Genomic DNA, 18,702 nt, shown 5'->3' on the forward strand with positions numbered 1-18,702 from the left:
TAAGCTGGCGCAGGTGGCGTATGGCGTCCTGAAATCAGGACGCCCGTTCGATGCCACACTGCACGAGAAAAATGCTTGCGTGGCATAACAGTATCTACAAAACGCTAAGACGTAGGCCGGGTAAGGCGCAGCCGCTACCCGGCTTTTTATTTGCGATAGAGGACCTTGATCACGTGATAGCCGAACTGCGTATGCAGTGGGCCAGTCGGCTCCAGTACCGGGCAGGAGAAGACCACTTTGTCGAACGCCGGAACCATCTGACCCTGACGGAATTCACCTAAGTCACCGCCGCGTTTGCCTGACGGGCAAATGGAGTGCTTCTTAGCCAGCTTGCCGAAGTCGGCGCCGTTTTTGAGCTGTTCCAGAAGATCCAGAGCCAGTTTCTCTTCTTTAACAAGGATATGCAGTGCTGCTGCTGTTTTTGCCATGATCGTGCCTTGAGTGGTATGGATTAGGCTCGCTATACTACCACGCTGTTATTCTCCCCTCCTGACTTTCATTGAGTGATCATTTATGCGTTTAAACCCCGGACAACAACAAGCTGTCGAATTTGTCACCGGACCGTGTCTGGTGCTGGCGGGGGCTGGCTCCGGCAAAACGCGTGTGATCACGAACAAAATCGCCCACCTGATCCGCGGCTGCGGCTATCAGGCCCGGCATATCGCTGCGGTGACCTTTACCAACAAAGCGGCGCGCGAAATGAAAGAGCGTGTCGGCCAGACGCTGGGGCGTAAAGAGGCGCGAGGTCTGATGATCTCCACGTTCCACACGCTGGGGCTGGATATCATCAAACGCGAATACGCGGCGCTGGGGATGAAGTCTAACTTCTCGCTCTTCGACGACACCGATCAGGTGGCATTGCTTAAAGAGCTTACCGAGGGGCTGATCGAAGATGACAAAGTGCTGTTGCAGCAGCTGATCTCGACGATCTCCAACTGGAAAAACGATCTGATGACCCCCGCTCAGGCGGCGGCAAGCGCCAAAGGTGAGCGGGATCGGATCTTCGCTCACTGCTACGGTCTGTACGATGCACATATGAAAGCGTGTAACGTGCTGGATTTTGACGATCTGATCCTGCTGCCCACGCTGCTCCTGCAGCGTAATGAAGAGGTGCGTGAACGCTGGCAGAATAAGATCCGCTATCTGCTGGTGGATGAATACCAGGACACCAACACCAGTCAGTATGAGCTGGTGAAGCTGCTGGTGGGACAGCGTGCGCGTTTCACCGTGGTAGGCGATGATGACCAGTCAATCTACTCCTGGCGCGGTGCGCGTCCACAAAACCTGGTGCTGCTGAGCAAAGATTTTCCGGCGCTGCAGGTGATCAAGCTGGAACAGAACTACCGCTCCTCCGGGCGCATCCTGAAAGCGGCAAATATCCTGATTGCCAATAACCCGCACGTCTTCGAAAAACGCCTTTTCTCGGAACTTGGCTATGGCACGGAGCTCAAAGTGCTCAGTGCCAATAATGAAGAGCATGAAGCGGAGCGCGTGACGGGCGAGCTGATTGCGCACCACTTCGTCAATAAAACGGAATATAAAGATTACGCGATCCTGTATCGCGGCAACCACCAGTCGCGCGTCTTTGAAAAGATGTTGATGCAGAACCGCATCCCGTACAAAATTTCCGGCGGAACCTCCTTCTTCTCGCGCCCTGAAATCAAAGATCTGCTGGCCTATCTGCGTGTACTCACCAACCCGGATGACGACAGCGCCTTTCTGCGTATCGTGAACACGCCGAAACGTGAAATCGGCCCGGCGACGCTGCAAAAGCTCGGTGAATGGGCGATGACGCGCAACAAAAGCCTGTTTACCGCCAGCTTCGATATGGGGCTGAGTCAGACGTTAACTGGGCGCGGTTATGATTCCTTAACCCGCTTTACCCACTGGCTTGGCGAAGTCCAGCGTCTGGCGGAGCGCGAACCGGTTGCCGCCGTTCGCGATCTGATCCACGGCATCGACTACGAGTCCTGGCTGTATGAAACCTCTGCCAGCCCGAAGGCGGCAGAGATGCGGATGAAAAACGTTAACCAGCTATTCAACTGGATGACGGAAATGCTGGAAGGCTCAGAAATCGACGAGCCAATGACCCTGACCCAGGTCGTTACCCGCTTTACGCTGCGCGACATGATGGAGCGCGGTGAGAGCGAAGAGGAAGCCGATCAGGTTCAACTGATGACGCTGCATGCGTCTAAAGGGCTGGAGTTTCCGTATGTTTACCTGGTCGGCATGGAAGAGGGCTTACTGCCGCACCAGAGCAGCATTGATGAAGATAACGTCGATGAAGAGCGTCGTCTGGCCTACGTGGGCATTACCCGCGCGCAGAAAGAATTAACATTTACGCTGTGTAAAGAGCGCCGTCAGTATGGGGAACTGGTTCGCCCTGAGCCGAGCCGTTTCCTGCTGGAGTTGCCGCAGGATGACCTGATCTGGGAGCAGGAGCGCAAGGTGATTACCGCTGAAGAACGAATGCACAAAGGTCAGGCTAACGTCGCCAACATACGCGCCATGCTGGCTAAAGCCAAAGAGAAGGGATAAGAATTTGCAGGCCGGGTCAGGCGAAGCCGCCGCCCGGCAATGCACAGCGTATTACTTCACTTCAAGTGCCCAGTGGACATAGCTCTGCCACTGGCACTCCTGCTCAATCATCTCTGCCCCAAGCGGGTGATTATCAATCCAGTTTTCCGGCAGCGTCAGAGACAGTCTTTCGTCATCCGCCACCAGATGAATATTGGGCAGCAAATCATCGCGACGTCGGCTGGCAAACAGAATTGCCAGACGCAGCAGGCGGCACAGATGCTCGGCCACGCGCGGCGGCACGGCGTTTTGCTGATGTAACGAGGAGAGGTCAACGGCGTTGGTCTGGTTCAACAGTAACGTTGCCAGCAGCTTCTTTTGTGCCGGCGTGTAGCCCGGCAGATCGAGATTACGCACCAGCCAGGCTGCGTGCAGCGGCGCCTGCTTATACTCGACGCTCAGCCCAATTTCATGCAGCGCGCAGGCACTTAGCAGCAGATCGCGGCTCAACGGGTCGATATCCCAGCTGTTTTTTACCTGATCGGCAAACAGTGATGCCATCTGAGCTACCCGTTGCGCTTGATCGGTATCGACAATAAAGCGACGCTGTACGTTACGCAGGGTTCGGGTGCGGATGTCCTGATCAACCGAAAGATGCAGCATTCCGTAGACCAGACCTTCACGCAGCGCACCACCGGCCAGCGTCATACACTGGATGTTCAGCTCGGTAAAAATGGCGATCAAAATGGCCAGGCCGCTTGGGAAGACCAGCGCACGTTCCAGCGTCAGGCCTTCTATTTCCAGCTCTTCCAGGCGACCACATTGAATCGCGCGCTGTTTTAACTGCTGGAGCTTGGTAAGCGTGATCCGCTCGTCCATCCCCTGGGCCATCATGATTTCCTGCAACGCCTGCACGGTACCTGACGCACCCACGCAAACTTTCCAGCCGTGATAGCGCAGTTCGTCCATTACCGGACGTAACACCTCGCGGGCAGCATTTTCAGCTTCGTCGAAGTTCTCTTTACCCAGATTTCGATCGGCAAAGTAGCGCTCAAGCCAGGTCACACAGCCCATCGACAGGCTGAACAGTGAAGTCGCCTGCGCGCCCGTGCCGGTGACGAGCTCGGTGCTGGCACCCCCGATATCGACGACCAGACGGCGATCGTCGCCGCCCGTCGTGTGCGCAACACCCTGATAGATCAGACGTGCTTCTTCTTCACCGCTGATAACCTGAACCGGGCACCCGAGAATTTCCTGCGCTTTGGCAATAAAATCCACGGCATTGACTGCCAGGCGCAGCGTCGCGGTGGCGACAACGGTAATTTGCGAATGGGGAATATCCTGCAGGCGTTCGGCAAAGAGACGCAGACACTGCCAGCCACGTTCCATGGCTTCGGGAGAGAGATAATTATCGCTGCTCAGGCCCGCCGCGAGGCGGACCTTGCGCTTAATGCGCGTCAGCGTTTGTATGCTTCCCGCCACCTCGCGCACAACCAGCATATGAAAACTATTCGAACCGAGATCAATTGCCGCATAAAGCGAGGTGGAGCTGAGCATATTTTCTTAACCTGAACGACGACGATTACGCGGTGCGCCAGAACGACGCGGGCCATTGCCGGAGCGGGCGCGGGTAAGGCGCTTAGGCGGCGGCAGTTCGCTTAACAGCGCATCCGGATTGTATTTACTCTGTGGAATAGAGTGACCAATGTAGGCCTCAATCGCCGGGAGATTCAGCGCATATTCTTCACATGCAAGGCTAATGGAGTGACCGCTTGCGCCTGCACGACCGGTACGACCAATGCGGTGTACGTAGTCTTCGCAATCATCCGGCAGGTCATAGTTGAAGACGTGCGTGACGGCGGGAATGTGCAGACCACGCGCGGCCACGTCGGTTGCGACCAGAATATCGAGATCGCCACGGGTAAATTCGTCGAGAATACGCAGGCGTTTTTTCTGTGCCACATCGCCGGTCAGCAGACCCACACGGTGACCATCCGCAGCCAGATGGCCCCAGATATCTTCACAGCGGTGTTTGGTGTTCGCGAAGATAATGGCGCGATCTGGCCACTCTTCTTCGATCAGCGTTTGCAGCAGGCGCATTTTCTCTTCATTGGAAGGATAGAAGAGCTCTTCTTTAATGCGGTGACCTGTTTTCTGCTCCGGCTCCACTTCCACATATTCGGCGTTGTTCATCTGCTCGAACGCCAGCTCGCGTACGCGATAAGAAAGGGTAGCGGAGAACAGCATGTTCAGACGCTGGTTCGCTGGGGGCATGCGACGGAACAGCCAGCGGATGTCTTTGATAAAGCCCAGATCGTACATGCGGTCGGCTTCATCCAGCACCACAACCTGGATTGCGCCGAGGTTAATGTGATTCTGTTTTGCATAATCGATAAGACGGCCAGTGGTACCGATCAGGATATCCACGCCGCTTTCCAGCACTTTCAGCTGCTTATCGTAGCCATCGCCGCCGTAAGCCAGGCCAATCTTCAGGCCGGTCGCCTGCGTCAGAGGTTCAGCGTCTGCGTGGATCTGTACCGCCAGTTCTCGCGTCGGAGCCATGATAAGCGCGCGCGGCTGGTTAACTTTGCGGTCTGCAATCGCTGGATGAGAAAGTAAATAGTGAAACGTTGACGTTAAAAACGCCATCGTTTTGCCAGTACCGGTTTGCGCCTGCCCTGCTACGTCACGACCGGCCAGCGTCAGCGGCAGGGCGAGAGCCTGAATGGGCGTGCAGTTATGAAACCCTTTATTTTCAAGGGCTTCAATCACTTTTGGGTGCAGGGCGAAGTCGGAAAACTTCTGTTCTGTTAAATGTGTTTTGCTCATAGTGTGGTAGAATATCAGCTTACTATTGCTTTACGAAAGCGTATCCGGTGAAATAAAGTCAACCTTTAGTTGGTTAATGCGACATCAACACGTCGTTGATGAAGGCGAAACCAACGCACCAGGCTTATTCCTGTGGAGTTATATATGAGCGATAAAATTATTCACCTGACTGACGACAGTTTTGACACGGACGTACTTAAGGCTGACGGGCTGACCCTCGTCGATTTCTGGGCTGAATGGTGTGGTCCTTGCAAAATGATCGCCCCGATTCTGGATGAGATCGCTGACGAATATCAGGGCAAACTGACCGTTGCCAAGCTGAACATCGACCAGAACCCGGGTACCGCGCCAAAATACGGCATCCGTGGCATCCCGACCCTGCTGCTGTTTAAAAACGGCGAAGTGGCGGCGACCAAAGTGGGCGCACTGTCCAAAGGTCAACTGAAAGAGTTCCTCGACGCTAACCTGGCGTAAGGTTTCTCCGCTGCGCGTCCAGAGGCCAAAATGATGTGCAACTCTGGACGCCCGGCTTAAGTCGTGCTAAGTTAGCTATGACTTCGTTTTAAACATATCTTGTTGTTTGAATCTTGTTTTACCCGAAACTTCCCGTTGTTAACATAAACAGTGCGTGAAGTGGCTAAATTCCGGGCTTGTCACTCAATCCGTCTTGTCGTTTCAGATCTGCGTTCTTTCCCTGTGACCAGACAGCGAACAGACATGAGTTGATGGCCGCTAAACAGGCATGGATGACCCTGCCATACCATTCACAACATTAAGTTCGAGAATCACCCCGAGTTTAAGAACCCACACCATTATGAATCTTACCGAATTAAAGAATACGCCGGTTTCTGAGCTGATCACTCTCGGCGAAAATATGGGACTGGAAAACCAGGCTCGTATGCGCAAGCAGGACATCATTTTCGCCATCCTGAAGCAGCACGCTAAGAGTGGCGAAGATATCTTTGGCGACGGTGTGCTGGAGATATTGCAAGACGGATTTGGTTTCCTCCGCTCTGCAGACAGCTCCTACCTCGCCGGCCCTGACGACATCTACGTATCCCCCAGCCAAATCCGCCGTTTCAACCTCCGCACTGGTGACACCATTTCAGGTAAGATTCGTCCTCCAAAAGAGGGTGAACGCTACTTTGCGCTGTTGAAAGTTAACGAAGTTAACTACGACAAACCGGAAAACTCGCGTAATAAGATCCTCTTCGAGAACTTAACGCCGCTGCACGCGAACTCTCGTCTGCGTATGGAGCGTGGTAACGGTTCTACCGAAGACTTAACCGCGCGCGTGCTGGATCTGGCTTCGCCAATTGGTCGTGGTCAACGTGGTCTGATTGTGGCACCGCCAAAAGCGGGTAAAACCATGCTGCTGCAGAACATCGCGCAGAGCATTGCCTACAACCACCCTGACTGTGTGCTGATGGTACTGCTGATTGACGAACGTCCGGAAGAAGTGACCGAGATGCAGCGTCTGGTGAAAGGTGAAGTAGTGGCGTCGACCTTTGACGAGCCAGCATCCCGTCACGTTCAGGTTGCGGAAATGGTTATTGAGAAGGCGAAACGCCTGGTTGAGCACAAGAAAGACGTTATCATTCTGCTCGACTCCATCACCCGTCTGGCGCGTGCCTACAACACCGTGGTTCCGGCTTCCGGTAAAGTACTGACCGGTGGTGTGGATGCCAACGCCCTGCATCGTCCGAAGCGCTTCTTCGGTGCTGCACGTAATGTGGAAGAGGGCGGTAGCCTGACCATCATCGCGACGGCGCTGATCGATACTGGCTCCAAAATGGACGAAGTGATCTACGAAGAGTTTAAAGGGACAGGTAACATGGAACTGCACCTCTCTCGTAAGATTGCAGAAAAACGTGTCTTCCCGGCTATCGACTACAACCGTTCCGGTACCCGTAAGGAAGAGCTGCTCACCACTCAGGAAGAGCTACAGAAAATGTGGATCCTGCGCAAAATTATCCACCCAATGGGTGAAATCGACGCAATGGAATTCCTCATTAACAAACTGGCGATGACCAAAACCAACGACGATTTCTTCGACATGATGAAGCGCTCGTAACGCAAATAAAGCCAGTGAACGCCACGTTTTTACGTGGCGTTTTTCTTTTATGGACTATACGCTATTACCACACACTCCCAATTTTGACCGGTCGGTGCGACAATAGGACCGTTTGTACAGTCAAAGAAATAATTGATTGAAAAATATACAAAGGGAGTTGTAAGAAGCCACCTTTAATACTTCTGAGGCGGAGGCTTCATGGTTATACTTCCGGGACTAACATTTGTTGAGAGCAATCCATTGTGAATCTACTCACCGCCGTTACTGAGCTGATCAGTATTTTTTTATTCACAACCTGTTTTTTGTTCATCGCGCGTAAGGTGGCAAAAAGAATAGGGTTGGTGGATAAGCCCAATTTCCGTAAACGTCATCAGGGACTTATTCCTCTGGTTGGAGGGATTTCTGTTTACGCTGGCATTTGTTTCACATTTGGCATTGCGGATTATTATATTCCACACGCAGCACTCTATCTTGCCTGTGCGGGTGTCCTGGTCCTTGTCGGGGCACTAGATGACCGATTCGATATCGCGGTGAAAATCCGCGCCACCGTTCAGGCGGCGATTGGCGTGATAATGATGGTCGTCGGCGGACTTTACCTGAGAAGCCTCGGCTATGTCTTTGGCCCATGGGAGTTAGTCCTGGGTCCATTTGGCTTCTTCCTGACGCTTTTTGCCGTCTGGGCGGCGATTAACGCTTTCAACATGGTGGATGGTATTGACGGTCTGCTTGGCGGATTGTCATCGGTTTCGTTTGCCGCAATCGGCATCATTCTCTGGTTTGATGGTCAGTACAGCCTGTCAATGTGGTGTTTTGCCATGATTGCCGCCATCCTGCCTTATATTCTCCTTAATCTCGGTGCGCTGGGGCGTCGCTATAAAGTCTTTATGGGTGACGCCGGCAGTACGCTAATCGGTTTTACCGTTATCTGGATTTTGCTCGAAACTACGCAGGGTAAAACTCACCCGATTAGCCCGGTAACCGCGCTGTGGATTATCGCCATTCCATTAATGGATATGGTGGCGATTATGTATCGCCGTCTGCGTAAAGGGATGAGTCCTTTCTCTCCCGATCGCCAGCATATTCATCATCTCATCATGCGTGCGGGCTTTACTTCCCGTCAGGCGTTTGTCCTGATTACCCTTGCCGCCGCTATTCTGGCCGCGATTGGCGTTGCCGCAGAATATGCTCATTTCATTCCTGAATGGGTAATGTTGGTATTATTCTTGCTAGCATTTTTCCTGTACGGCTACTGCATTAAGCGCGCATGGAAAGTGGCGCGATTCATTAAACGTCTGAAACGCAGGATGCGTCGTAACAATGACAAAAACACAACATTAACTAAGTAAAACCGGGACTATGATGACTCAACCGTTGGCGGGAGCGAAATCAGTGGTAACTGAGAATGAACTGGATATTCGGGGTTTGTTTCGCGTGTTATGGGCAGGCAAACTTTGGATTGCGGGGATCGCGCTGGGGTTCGCACTGTTAGCGCTGGCCTACACTTTCTTTGCAAAGCAGGAGTGGAGCGCCACGGCAATTACAGACAGACCAACGGTTAACATGCTCGGCGGGTTTTATTCCCAGCAGCAGTTCCTGCGCAACCTGGATATCAAGGCGAATCTGGCGACGCCCGATCAGGCTTCCGTTATGGATGAGGCGTATAAAGAGTTTGTCATGCAGCTGGCCTCCTGGGACACGCGTCGTGATTTCTGGAGCCAGACGGATTATTACAAGCAACGCATGGTGGGCAACAGCAAAGCCGATGCCGCGCTACTGGATGACCTGATTAACAACATTCAGTTTATGCCGGGCGATGCGCTGCGTAATGTTAATGACAGCGTCAAACTGATTGCAGAGACGGCGCCGGATGCCAATAACCTGTTGCGCCAGTATGTCGCTTTTGCCAGCCAGCGCGCCGCAAGTCATCTTAATGAAGAACTCAAAGGCGCCTGGGCGGCCCGTACCATCCAGATGAAAGCGCAGGTAAAACGTCAGGAAGAGGTGGCTAAAGCCATATTCTCCCGCCGTGTTCATAACATTGAACAGGCACTCAAAATTGCGGAACAGCACAATATTTCTCGCAGCGAAACGGACGTTCCGGCGGATGAACTGCCTGATTCTGAAATGTTCCTGCTTGGTCGTCCAATGCTGCAGGCTCGTCTGGAAAACCTGCAGGCCGTTGGCCCTGATTTTGACCTCGACTACGATCAAAACCGCGCCATGCTCACCACCCTGAATGTTGGTCCAACGCTGGACCCGCGTTTTCAGACCTATCGTTATTTGCGAACGCCTGAAGAACCTGTAAAACGCGATAGTCCGCGTCGTGCATTCCTGATGATCATGTGGGGGATTGTAGGCGCACTGACGGGCGCTGGCGTGGCGTTAATACGTCGTCGCACAAATTAAGAACGCCGTCTACGATGAAGGCTACGGCCTTCATCGCCTAATCGAAGAGAATCGATGTGAAAGTACTTACCGTATTTGGCACCAGGCCGGAGGCCATCAAGATGGCGCCTCTGGTGCATGCGCTGGCCAGCGATCCTGATATTGAAGCGAAAGTGTGCGTCACGGCGCAACACCGGGAGATGCTCGATCAGGTTTTAACGCTCTTTTCCATCGTCCCGGACTATGACCTCAATATAATGAAGCCGGGGCAGGGATTAACGGAGATTACCTGCCGTATCTTGCAAGAGTTAAAGCCCATTCTGGAATCCTTTAAGCCTGATGTCGTGCTGGTGCATGGCGACACCACCACCACTGTGGCAACCAGTCTGGCAGCGTTTTATCAACGTATTCCTGTCGGCCACGTTGAAGCGGGCCTGCGTACCGGCAACCTTTATTCGCCGTGGCCGGAAGAAGCCAACCGCACGCTTACCGGGCACCTGGCGATGTACCACTTTGCACCCACCGAAAATTCGCGCCAGAACCTGCTGCGTGAAAATATTGCCGACAAAAAAATCTTTGTGACCGGCAATACGGTTATTGATGCCCTGATTTGGGTGCGTGACCGTGTGCTGGCTAACAACGAACTTCAGGCAGAACTCGCTGCGCGCTACCCGTTCCTGAACAACGGCAAAAAAACCATTCTTGTCACCGGCCACCGTCGTGAAAGCTTTGGCCGGGGTTTCGAGCAAATCTGTCATGCGCTGGCTGAAATCGCCGCGCAAAACGAAGATGTGCAGATTGTCTATCCGGTGCATCTCAACCCTAACGTCAGCGAGCCGGTCAACCGCATTCTGGGGCATGTTGAAAATGTCCTTCTGATTGAGCCGCAGGACTACATGCCGTTTGTCTGGCTTATGAATCATGCCTGGCTGATCCTCACCGATTCAGGCGGTATTCAGGAAGAAGCACCTTCACTCGGCAAGCCGGTGCTGGTAATGCGTGAAACCACCGAGCGCCCGGAGGCGGTAAAAGCGGGCACGGTGCGTCTGGTCGGCACGGATAAGCAGCGTATCGTCGATGAAGTGACACACCTGCTGCACGACGAAGAAGCGTATCAGGCGATGAGCCGGGCCCATAACCCGTACGGTGATGGGCTGGCTTGTGGCCGTATTTTGCATGCACTTAAACACAATCGGGTATCGCTATGAGTTTTACTACCATCTCTGTCATTGGTCTTGGCTACATTGGCTTGCCTACTGCGGCAGCATTTGCCTCTCGTCAAAAACAGGTTGTAGGCGTGGATATCAATGCGCGCGCGGTGGAAACCATTAACCGTGGCGAAATCCATATTGTGGAGCCCGATCTCGACCGCGTGGTCAAAGAGGCCGTTGATGGGGGATTCCTGCGCGCCAGTACCACGCCGGTTGAAGCCGATGCTTATCTCATTGCTGTGCCGACGCCATTCAAAGGCGACCATGAACCCGACATGGTCTACGTCGAGGCCGCTGCGAAATCTATTGCACCTGTGCTCAAGAAAGGGGCGCTGGTGATCCTGGAGTCCACTTCTCCGGTTGGCGCAACCGAGCAGATGGCACAGTGGCTGGCAGAAGCCCGGCCGGATTTAAGCTTCCCGCAGCAGGCGGGAGAGCAGGCCGATATCAATATCGCCTACTGTCCGGAGCGCGTGCTGCCGGGGCAGGTGATGGTCGAACTGATTAAAAACGACCGCGTGATTGGCGGGATGACGCCTGTTTGTTCCGCTCGTGCCAGCGCGCTGTACAAGATTTTCCTCGAAGGCGAATGCGTGGTGACGAACTCCCGTACCGCAGAAATGTGCAAACTGACGGAAAACAGCTTTCGCGATGTGAACATCGCTTTTGCCAACGAACTGTCGCTCATTTGTGCCGATCAGGGGATTAACGTCTGGGAATTAATCAGCCTGGCGAATCGTCATCCGCGCGTTAACATTCTGCAGCCAGGCCCGGGCGTGGGCGGTCACTGTATCGCCGTCGATCCATGGTTTATCGTGGCGCAAAACCCCGATCAGGCACGCCTGATCCGCACCGCGCGTGAAGTTAACGACAGCAAGCCACACTGGGTTCTCAACCAGGTTAAAACCACGGTGGCAGATTGTCTGGCTGAGAGTGGCAAACGGGCCAGTGAACTGAAAATTGCCTGCTTTGGCCTGGCATTCAAACCTAACATCGACGATCTGCGCGAAAGCCCGGCGATGGAAATTGCTGAGATGATTGCCCAATGGCACACGGGCGAAACGCTGGTAGTCGAGCCGAATATTCATGAACTGCCGGCAAAACTGGCGGGGCACTGCACGCTTACCGCGCTGGATGACGCGCTGGCCACGGCGGACGTACTGGTGCTGCTGGTGGATCATAAAGAGTTTAAAGCGACCCCCGCTGATGCCGTACAGCAGCGTTACGTTGTTGATACCAAAGGTGTCTGGCGTTGAGCAACCTGAACGGGACGCTTGAGTCCCTTGAGTGGGAGAGCCATTTTTTTGGCCTGCCTTCAGCCATTCTGCGTCTGCGAGAAACTGCACCGGCACTGACCGACGCCGACTTTCGCGTCTGGCAGCGGGTACAGGCGAAGATCCCGGCGGACCGCGCCGACCTGCTGGATGCGCTTCAGCAACACGGTTTTCAGCTGGTGGAAGGCGAAGTCGATCTTGCCATTACGCTAACCCGGCATGAGGCGCCAGGTGCGGAGGTTGCCGCTAAGCAGGATATCCCGGTGCTGCGCGAAATGGCGGCGCAGGCGTTTGCCCGCAGCCGCTTTCGTGCCCCCTGGTATGCACCTGAGGACAGCGGACGTTTCTATGCCCAGTGGATTGAGAATGCGGTAAAAGGGACGTTCGATCATGTTTGTCTGGTGTTCCGCGCGGCGGACGGCCAGATTCAGGGTTTTGTTTCGCTTCGCAAGCTCAACGAGCGCGAGGCGCGTATCGGCTTATTAGCTGGCCGGGGTATGGGCGAGAAACTCATGCAGGCGGCGCTACACTGGGCGCAGCAGCAACAGGTCTCGACGCTGCGGGTGGCAACCCAGATGGGCAACACCGCTGCGCTTAAACGTTATATTGCGAGTGGTGCCAACATCGACGCCACCGCCTACTGGTTATACAGGTGACAAGATGATTCCATTTAACGCACCACCCGTCGTGGGAACCGAACTCGATTATATGCAGTCTGCTATGGGCAGCGGCAAACTCTGCGGTGATGGTGGGTTTACCCGTCGCTGCCAGCAGTGGATGGAACAGCGTTTTCACAGCGCTAAAGTGCTGCTGACCCCTTCCTGTACGGCGTCGCTGGAAATGGCTGCGCTGTTGCTCGATATTCAGCCCGGTGATGAAGTGATTATGCCGAGCTACACCTTCGTCTCCACGGCAAACGCGTTTGTGTTACGCGGGGCGAAAATCGTCTTTGTGGATATTCGTCCGGACACCATGAATATCGATGAAACGCTGATTGAAGCGGCGATCACTGATAAAACGCGGGCGATTGTTCCGGTCCATTACGCGGGCGTGGCCTGTGAAATGGACACCATTATGGCGATCGCGAAAAAGCATAACCTGTTTGTGGTGGAAGATGCCGCTCAGGGCGTGATGTCCACCTACAAAGGACGCGCGCTCGGCACCATCGGCCATATCGGCTGTTTTAGCTTCCACGAAACCAAAAACTACACCGCAGGTGGTGAAGGTGGCGCGACGCTGATTAACGACCGCGCGCTGGTTGAGCGTGCGGAAGTGATCCGCGAAAAAGGCACCAACCGCAGCCAGTTCTTCCGTGGCCAGGTTGATAAGTATACCTGGCGCGATATTGGCTCAAGCTATCTGATGGCGGATCTGCAGGCGGCGTATCTGTGGGCACAGCTGGAGGCGGCAGAGCGCATTAACCTGCAGCGTTTGTCCCTGTGGCAGACCTATTACGACGCGCTGGCACCGCTGGCAAAAGCCGGGCGTATTGCGCTGCCGACCATTCCGGCAGACTGCGTCCACAATGCCCATATGTTCTATATCAAACTGCGCGATAACGACGATCGCAGCAAGCTGATTGCCTGGCTGAAAGAGGCTGAGATTATGGCGGTGTTCCACTACATTCCGCTGCACTCCAGCCCGGCCGGTGAAGCGTTCGGGACATTCGCGGGTGAAGACCGCTATACCACGAAAGAAAGTGAGCGTTTGCTTCGCTTGCCACTGTTCTACAACCTCGCGCCGGTTAACCAGCGTACGGTGATTAATACCCTTCTGAGCTATTTCGGCTGATATGTCTCTGGCAAAAGCATCGGTGTGGACCGCCGCGTCCACGCTTGTCAAAATTGGCGCCGGGCTGCTGGTCGTCAAGCTGTTGGCCGTCTCATTCGGCCCTTCTGGGGTGGGTCTGGCGGGCAATTTCCGCCAGCTTGTCACCGTCCTTGGGGTATTGGCCGGCGCCGGGATCTTCAACGGCGTTACGAAATACGTTGCACAGCATCAGGATGACGCAGCGCAGCTGCGCAAAGTCGTCGGCACATCGTCGGCGATGGTGTTAGGTTTCTCTACTCTGCTGGCCGCGGTGTTTCTGCTGGCTGCGGCCCCCATTAGCCAGGGGCTGTTTGGACACACGCATTATGAAGGGCTGGTGCGTCTGGTCGCTCTGGTTCAGATGGGGATCGCGTGGGCTAACCTGCTACTGGCGCTGATGAAAGGGTTTCGTGATGCTGCCGGGAACGCGCTTGCGCTGATCCTGGGCAGCGTTATAGGTGTTATCGCCTATTACTTCTGCTATCGCCTGGGCGGGTATGAAGGCGCGCTGCTGGGTCTGGCGCTGGTACCTGCGTTAGTGGTCTTTCCGGCGGCGTTTATGCTGATGCGTCGTGGCGTTATCCCCTTAAGCTACCTGAAACCGCAGTGGGACAAGGTGCTTGCGGGTCAACTGGGTAAATTTACCCTGATGGCGCTCATTACCTCCGTAACGCTGCCGGTGGCTTATGTGATGATGCGAAACCTGCTGGCGGCGCATTACAGCTGGGATGAGGTGGGAATTTGGCAGGGCGTAAGCAGCATTTCTGACGCCTACCTCCAATTTATAACGGCTTCCTTTAGCGTCTGGTTGCTGCCAACCTTATCGCGTCTGAGCTCCCGACAGGATATTACCCGCGAGATTACCCGCTCGCTGCGTTTTGTGCTTCCCGCCGTGGCGGCGGCCAGTTTTACCGTGTGGTTATTGCGCGATGTCGCCATATGGCTGCTCTTTTCGGCGAAATTCATCGCCATGCGTGATCTGTTTGCCTGGCAGCTGGTGGGGGATGTACTGAAAGTAGGCGCTTACGTATTCGGGTATCTGGTGATTGCGAAAGCCTCGCTGCGTTTGTATATCCTGGCAGAGATAAGCCAGTTTACGCTCCTGACGGCGTTCTCACACTGGCTGATCCCGGCACACGGTGCACTGGGGGCGGCTCAGGCCTATATGGCAACCTATATCGTTTATTTCGCTGCCTGTTGCGGCGTATTTTTACTTTGGCGTAAACGCGCATGACTGCACTGATTCACATACTGGGATCGGATATCCCACACCATAACCAGACCGTTTTGCGGTTCTTCAACGATGAGCTGGCCCCGGACAATCCCGATGCACGCGAGTTTATGGTTGCAGGCCAGGACAGGGGGCTTAGCGAGATGTGTCCGGCGCTGACGCTTACCTTCTGGCCGGATAAAGCCGCCCTGGCGAAGGCAGTTGTCGCCAAAGCGAAAGCGGATCGTGAGCAGCGCTTCTTCTTCCATGGACAATTTAATACCGGTCTGTGGCTGGCTCTTCTGAGCGGCGGGATTAAACCTTCCCAGTGCAGCTGGCATATCTGGGGAGCCGATCTCTATGAAGTCTCCCGCGGCTGGAAGTTCCGGCTCTTCTACCCGCTACGGCGTATGGCGCAGGGGCGGGTTGGCTGTGTTTTCGCCACCCGTGGCGATCTCAATTACTTCGCGAAACAGCACCCCGACGTTCGCGGTGAGTTGCTCTATTTCCCGACACGCATGAACCCGGTGCTGAATAACATGGCAAACGATACGCCGCGTGAGGGCAAACTGACGATTCTGGTAGGCAACTCCGGCGATCGCAGCAACGAGCATATTGCTGCGCTGAAGGCAGTACATCAGCAGTTTGGCGACACGGTGAATGTCGTTGTGCCGATGGGCTATCCGGCCAATAATGATGCTTATATCACTGACGTTCGTCAGCAGGCTCTGTCGCTGTTTAGCCCGGAGAATGTGAATATCCTGTGCGATAAGCTGGAATTTGATGACTATCTGGCGCTGCTTCGTCAGTGCGATCTCGGCTATTTCATCTTTGCCCGCCAGCAGGGGATTGGTACGCTGTGTCTGCTGATTCAGGCTGGCGTTCCGTGTGTGCTTAATCGCGATAACCCCTTCTGGCAGGATATGGCTGAGCAACACATTCCGGTGCTGTTCACCACGGATACCCTGAATGTGGAGGTGGTACGTGAAGCCCAGCGTCAGCTGGCGCTGGTGGATAAAAGTACCATCGATTTCTTTAGCCCGAACTACCTTACGCCGTGGCACCGTGCGCTGCGTATCGCTTCAGGAGACAACGCATGAGCCAGTTGCAATTCAGCGGCTTGTTAGTGGTATGGCTTCTGAGCACGCTATTTATCGCCACTCTGACCTGGTTTGAGTTCCGCCGCGTGCGTTTTAACTTTAACGTCTTCTTCTCGTTACTGTTTCTTCTGACCTTCTTCTTCGGTTTTCCGCTGACCAGTATTCTGGTTTTCCGTTTTGACGTGAGCGTCGCGCCGCCGGAAATCCTGCTCCAGGCACTCTTGTCGGCGACCTGCTTCTATGCGGTGTACTACGTCACCTATAAAACGCGTCTGCGTGCGGTGAAAGCGAGTGCGCCGCGTCGTCCACTGTTCACCATGAACCGGGTAGAGACCCATCTGACGTGGGTTATGCTGATGACCATCGCGCTGGTCAGTGTGGGGATCTTCTTCATGCATAACGGCTTTTTGCTGTTTAAGCTGCACTCCTACAGCCAGATTTTTTCTGCCGAAGTTTCGGGCGTGGCGCTTAAGCGCTTCTTCTATTTCTTCATCCCGGCAATGCTGGTGATCTTTTTCCTGCGCCAGGACAGTAAGGCCTGGCTCTTCTTCCTGGTGAGCACGGTCGCCTTTGGTTTCCTGACCTACATGATTGTGGGTGGGACGCGCGCCAACATTATTATCGCCTTTGCGATCTTCCTGTTTATCGGCATCATTCGCGGATGGATCTCCCTGTGGATGCTGGCGGCAGCGGGCGTGTTTGGCATTGTGGGGATGTTCTGGCTGGCCCTTAAGCGCTATGGACTGAACGTGGCCGGTGACGAAGCGTTTTACACCTTCCTGTATCTCACGCGCGACACCTTCTCGCCGTGGGAAAACCTCGCTTTACTGCTGCAAAACTACGACAAGATCGATTTCCAGGGGTTGGCGCCCATTGTGCGTGACTTCTATGTGTTTATCCCGTCGTGGCTGTGGCCTGACCGCCCGAGTGCCGTGCTCAACACAGCGAACTACTTCACCTGGGAAGTGCTGAACAACCATTCAGGTCTGGCCATTTCCCCTACGCTGATTGGTTCGCTGGTGGTAATGGGCGGAAGCTGGTTTATTCTGCCGGGCGCGGTTGTGGTAGGGCTGATTATCAAATGGTTTGACTGGCTCTATGTGCTCGGCAACGAAGAGACTAACCGCTACAAGGCCGCCATTTTGCACAGTTTCTGCTTTGGTGCCATTTTCAATATGATCGTTCTGGCGCGCGAGGGGCTGGATTCCTTCGTCTCGCGCGTGGTTTTCTTCATGGTCGTTTTCGGCGTCTGCCTGCTGCTGGCCAAACTGCTGTACTGGCTGTTTGACAGTGCAGGGCTTGTGCATAAGCGCGAGCCACAGGGCAGCAGAACGCTGTCGCAAGTCTGAGTAAGGATAGTCATGACCGACACAACCTCTGCACCGCGCTACGCGCTGCGTGGCCTGCAGCTTATTGGCTGGCGCGATATGCAACACGCGCTGGATTTTCTCTTTGCGGGTGGCCAGATGAAATCCGGTACGCTGGTCGCCATCAATGCAGAGAAGATGCTGGCGGTAGAAGATAACGCTGAAGTCAGAAGTCTGATCGAGGCCGCCGAGTTTAAATACGCGGACGGTATCAGCGTGGTGCGCTCGATCCGCAAAAAGTTTCCTGGTGCTAATGTTTCACGCGTCGCGGGGGCCGATCTCTGGGAACAGCTGATGGCACGTGCAGGGGCAGAAGGCACGCCCGTATTTCTTATTGGCGGTAAGCCTGAGGTCCTGGCGCAGACCGAGCAGAAGCTGCGGCGTCAGTGGAATGTTAATATTGTGGGTAGTCAGGACGGCTATTTTAAACCAGAGGATCGGCAGGCGCTTTTTGACCGCGTGCGCGACAGCGGGGCGAAAATTGTCACCGTGGCGATGGGCTCACCGCGCCAGGAAATTTTGATGCGTGATTGCCGTCTGGTTTGCCCGGATGCCCTCTATATGGGCGTCGGCGGGACGTATGACGTCTTTACTGGCCATGTAAAACGTGCGCCGAAGGTATGGCAAAACCTGGGACTGGAGTGGCTGTACCGCCTGCTGTCGCAACCAACACGTATTAAACGCCAGCTCCGTCTGCTGCGTTATCTCGCCTGGCACTACACCGGGAAAATGTAATCAAAATGTAGCGCGATATGCTGTTCGCGCTGCAACTCCCCTGCAAAACTGCTGCGAAACTGTGCAATGCATTTATTTTTTTAATGCATTGTTTGCCATTTTGCAGAATTTAAGAAACCATTCGCTCCGTATTTTAGTACCCCTAAAAAACAATACCTGGTATTAAGCCGGGAAACAGCAAACACAACCGA

The 18,702-nt window shown here is 54.4% G+C and carries 16 protein-coding genes; 13 read left to right on the forward strand and 3 right to left on the reverse strand.

From position 1 onward, the window contains the following. Positions 1-146 precede the first annotated feature (146 nt). On the reverse strand, positions 147-428 hold the full coding sequence (gene ppiC, locus AC2FAK_RS21200; RefSeq protein WP_013099282.1) for a peptidylprolyl isomerase PpiC: 282 nt from the start codon (positions 426-428) through the stop codon (positions 147-149). Between the two features lie 85 nt (positions 429-513). Here ppiC and rep point away from each other — a divergent pair, with 85 nt between their 5' ends. Further along, a complete protein-coding gene (gene rep, locus AC2FAK_RS21205; RefSeq protein ID WP_095455719.1) occupies positions 514-2,538 on the forward strand; it encodes a DNA helicase Rep in 2,025 nt (674 codons plus the stop codon). A gap of 51 nt (positions 2,539-2,589) precedes the next feature. Here rep and gppA read toward each other — a convergent pair whose 3' ends face one another. Beyond that, on the reverse strand, positions 2,590-4,074 hold the full coding sequence (gene gppA, locus AC2FAK_RS21210) for a guanosine-5'-triphosphate,3'-diphosphate diphosphatase (protein WP_095455720.1): 1,485 nt from the start codon (positions 4,072-4,074) through the stop codon (positions 2,590-2,592). A gap of 6 nt (positions 4,075-4,080) precedes the next feature. Beyond that, complete coding sequence (gene rhlB / locus AC2FAK_RS21215; protein WP_013099279.1) at positions 4,081-5,346, reverse strand: ATP-dependent RNA helicase RhlB; 1,266 nt, start codon at positions 5,344-5,346, stop codon at positions 4,081-4,083. Positions 5,347-5,490: 144 nt separating this feature from the next. Between rhlB and trxA the strand changes: the two genes are divergently transcribed. The 12 genes from trxA (at position 5,491) to wecG (ending at position 18,511) form a co-directional block, all read left to right on the forward strand. Then, positions 5,491-5,820 carry a thioredoxin TrxA gene (gene trxA, locus AC2FAK_RS21220; protein ID WP_004386384.1) on the forward strand — a complete coding sequence of 110 codons (330 nt, stop codon included), beginning with the start codon at positions 5,491-5,493 and terminating at the stop codon, positions 5,818-5,820. Positions 5,821-6,160: 340 nt separating this feature from the next. After that, the gene (rho, locus tag AC2FAK_RS21225) at positions 6,161-7,420 is read left to right on the forward strand and encodes a transcription termination factor Rho (RefSeq protein WP_001054528.1); all 1,260 of its coding nucleotides are present in this window, start codon (positions 6,161-6,163) and stop codon (positions 7,418-7,420) included. A gap of 242 nt (positions 7,421-7,662) precedes the next feature. Beyond that, positions 7,663-8,766 carry a UDP-N-acetylglucosamine--undecaprenyl-phosphate N-acetylglucosaminephosphotransferase gene (wecA, locus tag AC2FAK_RS21230; protein WP_014833726.1) on the forward strand — a complete coding sequence of 368 codons (1,104 nt, stop codon included), beginning with the start codon at positions 7,663-7,665 and terminating at the stop codon, positions 8,764-8,766. 13 nt (positions 8,767-8,779) lie between these two features. Beyond that, positions 8,780-9,826 (forward strand): ECA polysaccharide chain length modulation protein, encoded by a 1,047-nt coding sequence (gene wzzE, locus AC2FAK_RS21235; protein WP_028028025.1) that lies wholly within the window; start codon positions 8,780-8,782, stop codon positions 9,824-9,826. Between the two features lie 56 nt (positions 9,827-9,882). Continuing rightward, the gene (gene wecB / locus AC2FAK_RS21240; protein ID WP_028028026.1) at positions 9,883-11,013 is read left to right on the forward strand and encodes a non-hydrolyzing UDP-N-acetylglucosamine 2-epimerase; all 1,131 of its coding nucleotides are present in this window, start codon (positions 9,883-9,885) and stop codon (positions 11,011-11,013) included. Next, positions 11,010-12,272, forward strand: a complete 1,263-nt coding sequence (gene wecC, locus AC2FAK_RS21245; RefSeq protein WP_095455721.1) for a UDP-N-acetyl-D-mannosamine dehydrogenase — start codon at positions 11,010-11,012, stop codon at positions 12,270-12,272. The genes wecB and wecC overlap by 4 nt, the downstream gene beginning before the upstream one ends. Beyond that, positions 12,269-12,946: a dTDP-4-amino-4,6-dideoxy-D-galactose acyltransferase gene (gene rffC, locus AC2FAK_RS21250; protein ID WP_057071198.1), complete on the forward strand. Its 678-nt coding sequence runs from the start codon at positions 12,269-12,271 to the stop codon at positions 12,944-12,946. The genes wecC and rffC overlap by 4 nt, the downstream gene beginning before the upstream one ends. A 4-nt stretch (positions 12,947-12,950) precedes the next feature. Beyond that, complete coding sequence (gene rffA, locus AC2FAK_RS21255) at positions 12,951-14,081, forward strand: dTDP-4-amino-4,6-dideoxygalactose transaminase (protein ID WP_014833721.1); 1,131 nt, start codon at positions 12,951-12,953, stop codon at positions 14,079-14,081. A 1-nt stretch (position 14,082) separates the two neighbouring features. Next, on the forward strand, positions 14,083-15,333 hold the full coding sequence (gene wzxE, locus AC2FAK_RS21260) for a lipid III flippase WzxE (protein ID WP_095455722.1): 1,251 nt from the start codon (positions 14,083-14,085) through the stop codon (positions 15,331-15,333). Continuing rightward, the gene (locus tag AC2FAK_RS21265) at positions 15,330-16,409 is read left to right on the forward strand and encodes a TDP-N-acetylfucosamine:lipid II N-acetylfucosaminyltransferase (RefSeq protein WP_095455723.1); all 1,080 of its coding nucleotides are present in this window, start codon (positions 15,330-15,332) and stop codon (positions 16,407-16,409) included. Before wzxE ends, AC2FAK_RS21265 begins: the two co-directional genes overlap by 4 nt. Beyond that, a complete protein-coding gene (gene wzyE / locus AC2FAK_RS21270; protein ID WP_095455724.1) occupies positions 16,406-17,758 on the forward strand; it encodes an ECA oligosaccharide polymerase in 1,353 nt (450 codons plus the stop codon). The genes AC2FAK_RS21265 and wzyE overlap by 4 nt, the downstream gene beginning before the upstream one ends. Positions 17,759-17,770: 12 nt before the next feature. Then, positions 17,771-18,511 carry a lipopolysaccharide N-acetylmannosaminouronosyltransferase gene (wecG, locus tag AC2FAK_RS21275; protein WP_013099269.1) on the forward strand — a complete coding sequence of 247 codons (741 nt, stop codon included), beginning with the start codon at positions 17,771-17,773 and terminating at the stop codon, positions 18,509-18,511. Positions 18,512-18,702: the final 191 nt, after the last annotated feature.

It is taken from the genome of Enterobacter cloacae complex sp. 394F7 (genome assembly GCF_057320385.1).